Consider the following 9,023-nt stretch of genomic DNA (forward strand, 5'->3'; position numbering starts at 1 on the left):
GGTGGCAGATGGCATAGTAGGGCCTAAGACGATTGCCAAGCTGTTCCCGGCGCAGCTTGAGCCACAGCCACAACCCAAGCCACAACCTGAACCACAACCCGAATCGGGCTTTACGGAGTTCCACGGTACACCGGGAGCGTTGGCTGGCAAGGTGATATTTGTGGATGCCGGGCATGGCGGAACCGACTCGGGCGCAGCCAGACACCATGAAGGCTATGGCCTGGTGCGAGAGAAGGATTTGGTCCTTGACATAGCTAAGAGGCTAAAACGCATACTGGAAGAAGCCGGTGCCACAGTTATACTTACCAGGCCCGATGACAAGTATTATTCCCTATTTTACAGGTCGGCTTTAGTAAATACCTATATTCTTCAGACCGAGTTGGCTTCAGTTGAGAAAGCGAAGGATGAGGCTTTACAGGCCAAACGGGCTAAAGAAGAGGAGTTAGCCCGAAAAGAGCGGGAAAAGGTGCAAAAAGAGGCAGATATTGATAGGTACGAAGTAGAGCTTGAACATATGCAAAATGAACTTTCGCAGAACGAAGCGCGTTTGAGCGAGCTGCAGTACGCGTTGATACAGGCTGAAAATGATTTAATCTATAAGCAGAACGACTATCAACAGAAGTACGCGGTATACCAATCGGATGAGCAACGGCTTAAACAGGCAGAAAAAGAGCTGGAAGACTTAAAGAAGCAAAGGGATAATCTCCAGAAGGATTATGACGCCATAGTCATCGATGTGTCTGACCTTGTCAAGGATGCTGATAAGCTGGAGGCTCAACTGACGGCCTTGGAAAAGATGTTGAAAGATGATGAAAAGAAGGCGGCTTTGCTTGAGCAGATCAATCAGCTGAAGGCGGAGATAGAGGCAAAGGTGGTATACATCAGCTCGGTTAAAGACAGCGAATTTCTGGACGTGCTACAGACAGCCATAGAAACCTTTAGATGGGACATCGACAATAATCTGAAGAGCAAGTTGGATGGGATATTGAAGGAATTGGCAATAGCTGAAGCAGAGAAGCAAGCTTTGCGCACTCAACTCGATCAAATTAAGAGCGATTTGCAGAAGCTGTCTAGCGTTGTGGTGCAAAAGAAATCCTTAAAGCAGAAGCTGGATGAGCTGAAGGCGCAGGTTTTGTCCAAGGAAGGGCAAGTAAATCAAATGCGGGTATACCTGGACATGCTAATTGAGGTTCTAAAATTGGATCAGCTCAAAGCAGAATGGGAAAAGGCACAGGCAAAAGTGGATGAAATCAAGGATGAGATAGAGGATGTCGCGCTAAAGATCGAGACTATGAAAATCGATATAATTAACCTTGAAAATGCTAAAAAGGATGCCGAAAGCGCAATAATCCAGCTTGAAAACGAGATCCCTCTCCTTAACGATGAAATCTTAGCTCTTGAAGAAGATATAGAGGATAAAGACCGTCAGATTGAGGTGCTGAAAACCCGGATAGAGCAGTTCAAGCCGTATCTGGACGATCCGAACATCAAAGATAGGATGGGCATATATAGCGGGCAGTTGAAGGACGGCAAGAGGTACGCCACTTCAGATTTGGTCGAGGTGTTTGACCTTACGCTGGAAAAATACCAGGACAATTACCTCTTTATCTCTCTGCACTGCAATTCCACGGCAGCCGATGTTCAGACCACAGCGTCAGGCATCAGCGTATTTTACAGGGATAACGGGCCATATGCCTATAATGGTACATATGGCATCAACGTGGAGTACTATACCAGGTATAATGCGGCAGAAAGGGAGAGGTTTGCCAAAACGTTGCTGCAGCAGCTTAACGCCACTACCAATTTCTCCAAGAAATATACAGCACCATACAAGGCCGATTTCAGCGTGCTCAGAGAGAACAACCTCATTTCGGTACTGGTAGAGGTGGGCTTTATCAACAACCCCAACGATAGGGCGTTGCTGATAGATGAACAGACCCGTGAGGACGTGGCTGCCGGCATATACAAGGGAATTGTAGAGTACTACAAGAGATAGCCAAAAAGGCGAGCTTGATAAAGGCTCGCCTTTTTCATGTTTTCAAAGTAAGCACCAAAATTTTAAATAGGCCTTTTTATAGGGGTTTCATAGTCGTTGATGGAGTATTATGTTAAAAGTAATACTTTATAGCCGGATTGGCTAAAATGTAGTTTGAAGATAGCGATAAAATGTAGTAAAATATTGTAGCATAGGCATGATAAAATTTAAGAGAGGGTGTATGGCTGTGGAGATTACCGTCAAAGATGTGGAATATCTGGCTGAAGCTGCTAAGTTTGAGTTTACTGAAGACGAAAAGCAGAAATTTGCACAGGCATTGAGCGACGTCATTAATGCCGTGGACGTATTGGCTCAAACTGATACACAAGGGATACAGCCAACCATTTACGTGATTTCAGTTAAAAACGTGTTTCGAGAGGATGAAGTTTTGCCTTCGATGGATAGGGACATACTGCTTAAAAATGCAGCCGATGTGCAAGACGGCTGCTACCGAGTTCCGAAGGTCGTAGAATAAATTCTTTAGGGATATGGAGGGTGGGAGATGGAACTTTACAAGCTCACTGTACATGAGGCTGTCGACCTAATAAACAAAAAAGAGGTTACATACCAGCAGATCGTTCAGTCGGCGCTTCAGCAAATCCACGAGGTGGACAAGGATGTTAAGGCCTTTATCACGTTAACTGATGAACGGGCTCTGGAAGATTCTAGGCAGCTGGATGCTATTGGAGCAGATGAAGAGGGTTTGTCCGTGCTCGCAGGCATTCCCTTTGGTGTGGAGGACAATATTTGTACCCAAGGCGTCAGGACTACCTGTGCTTCTAAGATGTTGGACAATTTCGTTCCTCCCTACAGCGCCACGGCATTTAGCAGAATAGCCCAGCAAAGGGGCGTTTTGATGGGGAAACTCAACACCGATGAGTTTTCTATGGGCCTAACTACCGAGACCTCTTATTTCCATGAGACGCGGAACCCTTGGGATTTAAACCGAATTGCAGGAGGGGCCAGTGCAGGAGCCGCTGCCGCCGTCGCAGCTGATGAGGTATTTTATGCGCTGGCTACCGATACAGGTGGTTCGCTCAGAAGGGCAGCGGCCTTTTGCGGAGTGGTGGGTTTGAAACCTACATATGGGATGGTATCCCGGTATGGAGTGATATCCTCTGGTTCTTCAATGGATCAAGTGGGGCCTATTGCCAAGAATGTTAAGGACTGTGCACTAGTATTTCAGGCCATTGCCGGCAGGGACAAGGCTGACCCCATGACTGCAACAGCAAGGGTGGCCGACTATGTGGGTGCGCTGGCTGATGACATAAAGGGGTTACGCATAGGATTGCTCAGGGAATGCTTTGACAAGGGTATAGACAAGGATGTTAAGGAAGCCGTTCTAAATGCCGCCAAGACCCTTGAAGGGCTTGGGGCTCACGTGGAAGAGATATCGCTGCCCAGCGTAGAGCTTGCTTCTGCTGCGCATTGCGTCATCCTATCGGCTGAAGCCAGCTCCAACCTGGGGCGCTACGATGGGATTAAATACGGTTACAGGGTGGAAAGGTGTCAAGACCTGGATGACCTGTATAAGAAAACTAGAACGCAGGGGTTTGGCGATGAGGTCAAATTAAGGGTGATGCTGGGAACTTACGCTTTAAGTGCCGGAAACTATGAGCGCTATTATCTGCAGGCCCTAAAGGTAAGGACCATAATAAAGGCTGAATTGGAAAAGGCTTTTGAAAAGTTCGATGCCGTAGTGCTGCCTACCTGTTCCACCACCGCGTGGAAGTTTGGCGACAAGGTGGATAGCGCGTTTGCAATGTTCCTCGCGGATAAATATACAGCGCCGGCCAGCATTGCCGGGGTGCCGGCCATAACGATACCCTGCGGCTTTGACGCCAAGGGGCTTCCCATTGGCATGCAGCTCATGGGTAAGCAGTTCAGTGAGACAACCCTGCTGAGGATAGCCTTTACATTCGAGCAAAATACCGATTACCACATCAAACGCCCGGCCATCGACTGGAGGTGATGTAGCCATGAAGTATGAAGTAGTCATTGGTTTGGAAATACATGCTGAGCTTTCAACCCAATCCAAGGCCTTTTGTGGTTGCAGCACGAAATTCGGTGCTGCCCCTAATACTCAGTGTTGTCCTATCTGCATCGGCATGCCCGGGGTGCTCCCCCTCATAAACAAGAAGGCGTTGGAGTACACCATTAAAGCAGGTTTGGCTTTGAACTGCAGCATTGCGCGGTACACCAAAATGGATAGGAAGAATTATTTCTATCCCGATCTGCCCAGAGCATGTCAGATATCCCAGTATGATATGCCGGTGTGCCAGAATGGATATCTGGATATAGTGGTCAATGGGTCGACAAGGCGTATAGGCATAAACCGAATTCATCTTGAAGAGGATGCAGGGAAGCTGCTTCACGATCAGTATGCCGATAGTACGCTGGTGGACCTAAATAGGAGTGGCGTTCCGCTAATTGAGATAGTCACCGAGCCAGATTTAAGGTCTGCCGAAGAGGCAAAGGTATTTCTGGAGACTTTGAGAACCATCCTTCGCTACATAGATGTATCCGATTGTAAGATGGAGGAGGGGTCGCTGCGCTGCGATGTCAACATTTCGGTAAGGCCGGAAGGTCAGAAGGAGTTTGGAGTACGCACCGAAATGAAGAACTTAAACTCCTTCCGAGCGGTTTACAGGGCGATAGAGTACGAGGCCAATAGGCAGATAGCCATAATGGAGGAAGGCGGAACGGTACTGAGGGAGACGCGCCGCTGGGATGAGGGCGCAGGGAAGAGCTTTTCCATGCGGGCAAAGGAGCATGCGCAGGACTATCGATATTTCCCAGAGCCCGACCTTCCGCCCATCGAGATAGATGATGAATGGGTAGAGGAGATAAGAAGGCAAATTCCGGAATTGCCCGATCAAAAACGGCGCAGATATGTGGAAGAGTATGGGCTGCCCGAATATGATGCCGGTATCTTAACCTCGTCAAAGGATTTGGCCGACTATTTCGAAAACTGCGTCAAGCTGTATGAAAATCCCAAGGCTATAAGTAACTGGCTAATGGGTGACTTTTTAAGGTTGGTCAACGAGAAAAACATAGAGATATCCGATGTGCCCGTGACGGCCGAGAACCTGGTTAAGCTGCTTAAGCTCATTGACTCCAAGGTTATAAGCGGGCCCATTGCCAAAACAGTGTTTGAAGAGATGTTCAATACCGGAAAGGATCCCGAAGCCATCGTTGAGGAGAAGGGCCTCAAACAGATAACCGACAGAGATGAGCTGGTGAAGGTTATAAAGAGAGTGCTGGAGGAAAATCCCAAATCGGTGGAGGATTACAAAAAAGGTAAGAAAAAGGCGCTGGGCTTTTTAGTTGGGCAGACCATGAAGGCTACCAGAGGTAAAGCCAACCCACAGCTTGTTAACGAGATACTCCTAGAGGAGCTGGAAAAATAGAGGGCGGTTAATTGGCCGCCCTTTATTTTGCTTTTTTGATAAATGGTGCTTGGCGCTTGTAAGATACCTGTGATTGCTGGTAAAATAAAAACTGTTTGACTTTCAATGGAATGGTGGTACAATATTATAAGCAAATATTTGAAGATATAATGCGTTAAACGGAGGAAAACAGTGAATATAGGTAAAATATCCAATGAATTCTTAAAAAATCAAATTATTTCGAAGTTAACAATTAAACGCAAAGATGTGCTTTTGGGACCGGGTATAGGCAGGGACTGCAGCATATTGGATTTTGGTGAGGAGTTGTGCATAATTTCAAGTGACCCGATAACTGGGGCGTCCAGCCAAATGGGATACATAGGGGTTCACATATGTTGCAACGATATAGTGACCACCGGCGCTGAAGTGGTGGGAGTGACGCTCACCATTTTGGCTCCACCGGATGCTCAGGCTGCAGAGATTGAGCAGGTGGTGGTGGATGCCGAACGTGCAGCCCGGGAGCTTGATATAGATATTCTGGGCGGCCATACAGAGGTTACAGACGCTGTATCCAAAATGGTGTTGTGCCTCACAGCCATTGGCAGAGTTAGGAAGGAAAAGGTAGTCTCATTTGCAAGCGCTCAAGCCGGAGACGATATAGTGGTTACCAAAAAAGCAGGCATGGAGGGCACAGCCATTTTAGCGCATGACAGAGAGGACCTGCTGTTGCGCCATTTTCCTGAGGAGCTGGTTCAAAGTGCCAAGGATTTTATAAACCACATCAGCGTCATAAAAGAAGGCAGGATTGCCAGCTCCTTTGGCGTACACGGGATGCACGATGCAACCGAAGGCGGTGTGCTTGGCGCTATATGGGAAATCAGCGAGGCTATGGGGAAAGGGGTTGAAATAGATGTAAGGCGGATACCCGTAGCTGCTGAGACCAGAGCTATTTGCCGTTTCTTCAATATAGACCCTTTAAAGCTTATCTCGAGCGGCTGTATGGTGATAGTGACGCCGAAAGGGGAGAAACTGGTTGAGCTTCTCAACGCAAACGGCATCGAGGCTGCTGTTGTGGGCAAGGTTATCGATGACAGCGCTAAATGGCTGGTGACCGGGGAGGAGCGCGCCCCTCTTGAACCCCCCGATGCTGATCAGCTATATAAAGCGCTGCGTTTTACATAAATCTTCTTCAAAGCGGAGTAGAAAGTCGGTTTTTAACGGATGTAATTTGTGTTATAATACTGATTGAACCTGCTATGGCTGTATTATACCGCACCAAGCGTCTAAATTTCAAAAATTGGTCTTATAAATCCGTCATAATTTGGGAATTTCATGATTATAATACAAAACGAAGAAATGGAGACGGTAAGCTATGATCTACAGCATGACGGGGTTTGGCAGAGGCAAGATAGAAGAACAGGGCAGAGAGATGTCTATAGAAGTGAAGACGTTGAACCACCGTTTTCTGGACATTTATGTCAAACTGCCACGTACTCTGTCGTTCCTTGAAGAGGATATAAGGAGCATGGTTCAGCAGCATCTGTCAAGAGGGAGGGTGGAAGTAACCGTAAATTATTCGAACCAGCGAAGCGATGTGGTGGACGTACAGGTCAACCAACCTCTTGTGGATGCTTATCTTGTATGCTTTAATAAACTGGCGCAGGAGCGTAACCTACCCAATGACATCTCTGTATCGTCGTTGCTCAATATACCAGATGCTTTTGTCGTCAACGAAGTGGAAGAAGACCAGGAAGCGCTAAGGCAGATGGTAAGGGCTCTGATGGAACAGGTACTCCAGGAAGTAAAGGAGATGCGCAGAAAAGAAGGAGAAAATTTAAAGAGCGATCTGCTGGAGCGCTTAAAAAAAGTGGAATCAATGTTAACCTGTATCGAGCAGCGAGCTCCTCAAGTTGTCGATGAATACCGTGAAAAGCTAAGAAACCGACTCAAAGACCTCCTTCAGGGTTCACACCTAGACGAGAATCGCTTTAATATGGAAGTGGTGTACTTTGCCGAAAGATGCAACATAACCGAGGAGATAGTAAGGCTCTTCAGCCATCTTGAACAGTTCAGGAAGGCTCTGGAATCTACCGAGCCTATAGGTAGGCGGCTTGATTTCTTGGTCCAGGAGATGATCCGGGAGGTCAACACCATCGGCTCTAAAGCAAATGATTTGACCATCGTTAACCTTGTGGTTGATATAAAGAGCGAGATCGAGAAGATAAGGGAACAGGTTCAAAATATCGAGTAAAGCTGAAAAGGAGAGTGGGGTATGAGTATTAAATTGGTCAACATTGGGTTTGGAAATATCGTTTCGGCTAATCGTCTTGTAGCAATTGTCAGTCCCGAATCGGCGCCTATAAAGAGGATCATACAGGAGGCGCGCGAGAGGGGGATGCTGATTGATGCCACCTATGGCAGAAGGACCAGAGCGGTCATAATCACCGACAGCGACCACGTTATATTGTCTGCCGTTCAACCTGAGACGGTAGCCCATCGCGTTAATGCCAAAGATAGTACCCCTTCCACCTCGACACTATCTGACGAAGAACAGGAGGAGTAAAGATAAGCAGTGAAGTTTACCATGTTCAATAAAGGGCTGTTAATTGTGGTATCGGGTCCTTCGGGTGCTGGAAAAGGTACTATCTGCAGCGCGTACCTTGAGAGAAATCCCCATGCCATACTTTCAGTGTCGGTGACTACACGAAAACCCCGTGTTGGAGAAAAGGAAGGGGTTAACTATTTTTTTAGGGACCGGGAAACTTTTCTCAGAATGGTAGAGAATGGTGAGTTTTTGGAGTATGCCGAGGTTTACGGCAATTACTACGGTACCCCCAAAAAATTCGTCGAGGAGAAGCTGGCTGCCGGCAGGGATGTTATACTGGAGATCGATATACAGGGGGCACTGCAGGTAAAGGAGCGCTTCCCCGAGGCGGTGTTTGTATTCATAATTCCTCCTTCCATGGAGGAACTCAAGAGGCGCATTGTCAAGCGTGGAACGGAGGATGCAGAAACCATCTACAGGAGATTTCGGAGCGCCTATGAGGAGCTGAACTATATCTCCCGATATAATTACGTTATCATAAATGACACGGTGGAGAGCGCCGTGGCCAAGCTGGAGGCCATTGTACTGGCTGAAAAATGCCGTGTTGATAGAAACAAAGAGCTTTATTTAGAGCTGACAGGGAGGGGTTGAAAGTGCTTTATCCTTCGTTAAATGATCTCATGAAGAGGGTTGATAGCCGTTATACCCTTGCTGTGGCGGTGGCAAAGCGTGCAAGGCAGCTGGTTGCAGGGGCCAAGCCTTTGATTTCGACACAGTCCAGCAAGCCTGTCACCATTGCAACCGAGGAAATAAATGAAGGCAAGGTACTATACAAACGGACAAAAGAAGGTATAAAGTGAGATGGATGGTGTAAAGGGTAAGAAAATCGTCATTGGTATAACGGGCGGGATCGCTGCATACAAGGCAGCTGAGGTTGTAAGTTCCCTTGTCAAAAAGGGAGCGCAGGTAAAGGTCATCATGACGGCACATGCCATGGAGTTTATAAAACCTCTTACGCTGGAAACCCTGTCGGGCAATCCGGTTTACTATGACA

General features: G+C 47.4%; 10 protein-coding genes. All 10 read left to right on the plus strand.

All coding sequences use genetic code 11. From position 1 onward, the window contains the following. Positions 1 to 1,996, plus strand: a 1,996-nt coding sequence (locus FWJ59_RS05975) for an N-acetylmuramoyl-L-alanine amidase (protein ID WP_414481058.1), incomplete at its 5' end; no start/stop codon positions are given. 196 nt (positions 1,997 to 2,192) lie between these two features. Next, positions 2,193 to 2,510 (plus strand): Asp-tRNA(Asn)/Glu-tRNA(Gln) amidotransferase subunit GatC, encoded by a 318-nt coding sequence (gatC, locus tag FWJ59_RS05980; protein ID WP_414481059.1) that lies wholly within the window; start codon positions 2,193 to 2,195, stop codon positions 2,508 to 2,510. A 27-nt stretch (positions 2,511 to 2,537) separates the two neighbouring features. Next, positions 2,538 to 4,007, plus strand: a complete 1,470-nt coding sequence (gene gatA / locus FWJ59_RS05985) for an Asp-tRNA(Asn)/Glu-tRNA(Gln) amidotransferase subunit GatA (RefSeq protein ID WP_414481060.1) — start codon at positions 2,538 to 2,540, stop codon at positions 4,005 to 4,007. 7 nt (positions 4,008 to 4,014) lie between these two features. After that, positions 4,015 to 5,445, plus strand: a complete 1,431-nt coding sequence (gatB, locus tag FWJ59_RS05990) for an Asp-tRNA(Asn)/Glu-tRNA(Gln) amidotransferase subunit GatB (RefSeq protein ID WP_414481061.1) — start codon at positions 4,015 to 4,017, stop codon at positions 5,443 to 5,445. A 171-nt stretch (positions 5,446 to 5,616) separates the two neighbouring features. Continuing rightward, positions 5,617 to 6,606 (plus strand): AIR synthase family protein, encoded by a 990-nt coding sequence (locus FWJ59_RS05995; RefSeq protein ID WP_025747070.1) that lies wholly within the window; start codon positions 5,617 to 5,619, stop codon positions 6,604 to 6,606. Between the two features lie 190 nt (positions 6,607 to 6,796). Continuing rightward, on the plus strand, positions 6,797 to 7,675 hold the full coding sequence (locus FWJ59_RS06000) for a YicC/YloC family endoribonuclease (protein WP_025747069.1): 879 nt from the start codon (positions 6,797 to 6,799) through the stop codon (positions 7,673 to 7,675). Positions 7,676 to 7,696: 21 nt separating this feature from the next. Then, positions 7,697 to 7,987: an extracellular matrix/biofilm regulator RemA gene (gene remA, locus FWJ59_RS06005; protein WP_025747068.1), complete on the plus strand. Its 291-nt coding sequence runs from the start codon at positions 7,697 to 7,699 to the stop codon at positions 7,985 to 7,987. A 21-nt stretch (positions 7,988 to 8,008) separates the two neighbouring features. Then, positions 8,009 to 8,620, plus strand: coding sequence for a guanylate kinase (gmk, locus tag FWJ59_RS06010; RefSeq protein WP_025747067.1), 612 nt, complete (start codon positions 8,009 to 8,011; stop codon positions 8,618 to 8,620). A 2-nt stretch (positions 8,621 to 8,622) separates the two neighbouring features. Continuing rightward, a complete protein-coding gene (rpoZ, locus tag FWJ59_RS06015) occupies positions 8,623 to 8,829 on the plus strand; it encodes a DNA-directed RNA polymerase subunit omega (RefSeq protein ID WP_092282387.1) in 207 nt (68 codons plus the stop codon). Position 8,830: 1 nt separating this feature from the next. Then, the coding region (locus tag FWJ59_RS06020; protein WP_414481062.1) for a flavoprotein at positions 8,831 to 9,023 on the plus strand (193 nt) is incomplete at its 3' end.

This window comes from Caldicoprobacter sp. (genome assembly GCF_047459465.1).
Taxonomy (GTDB): domain Bacteria; phylum Bacillota; class Clostridia; order Caldicoprobacterales; family Caldicoprobacteraceae; genus Caldicoprobacter.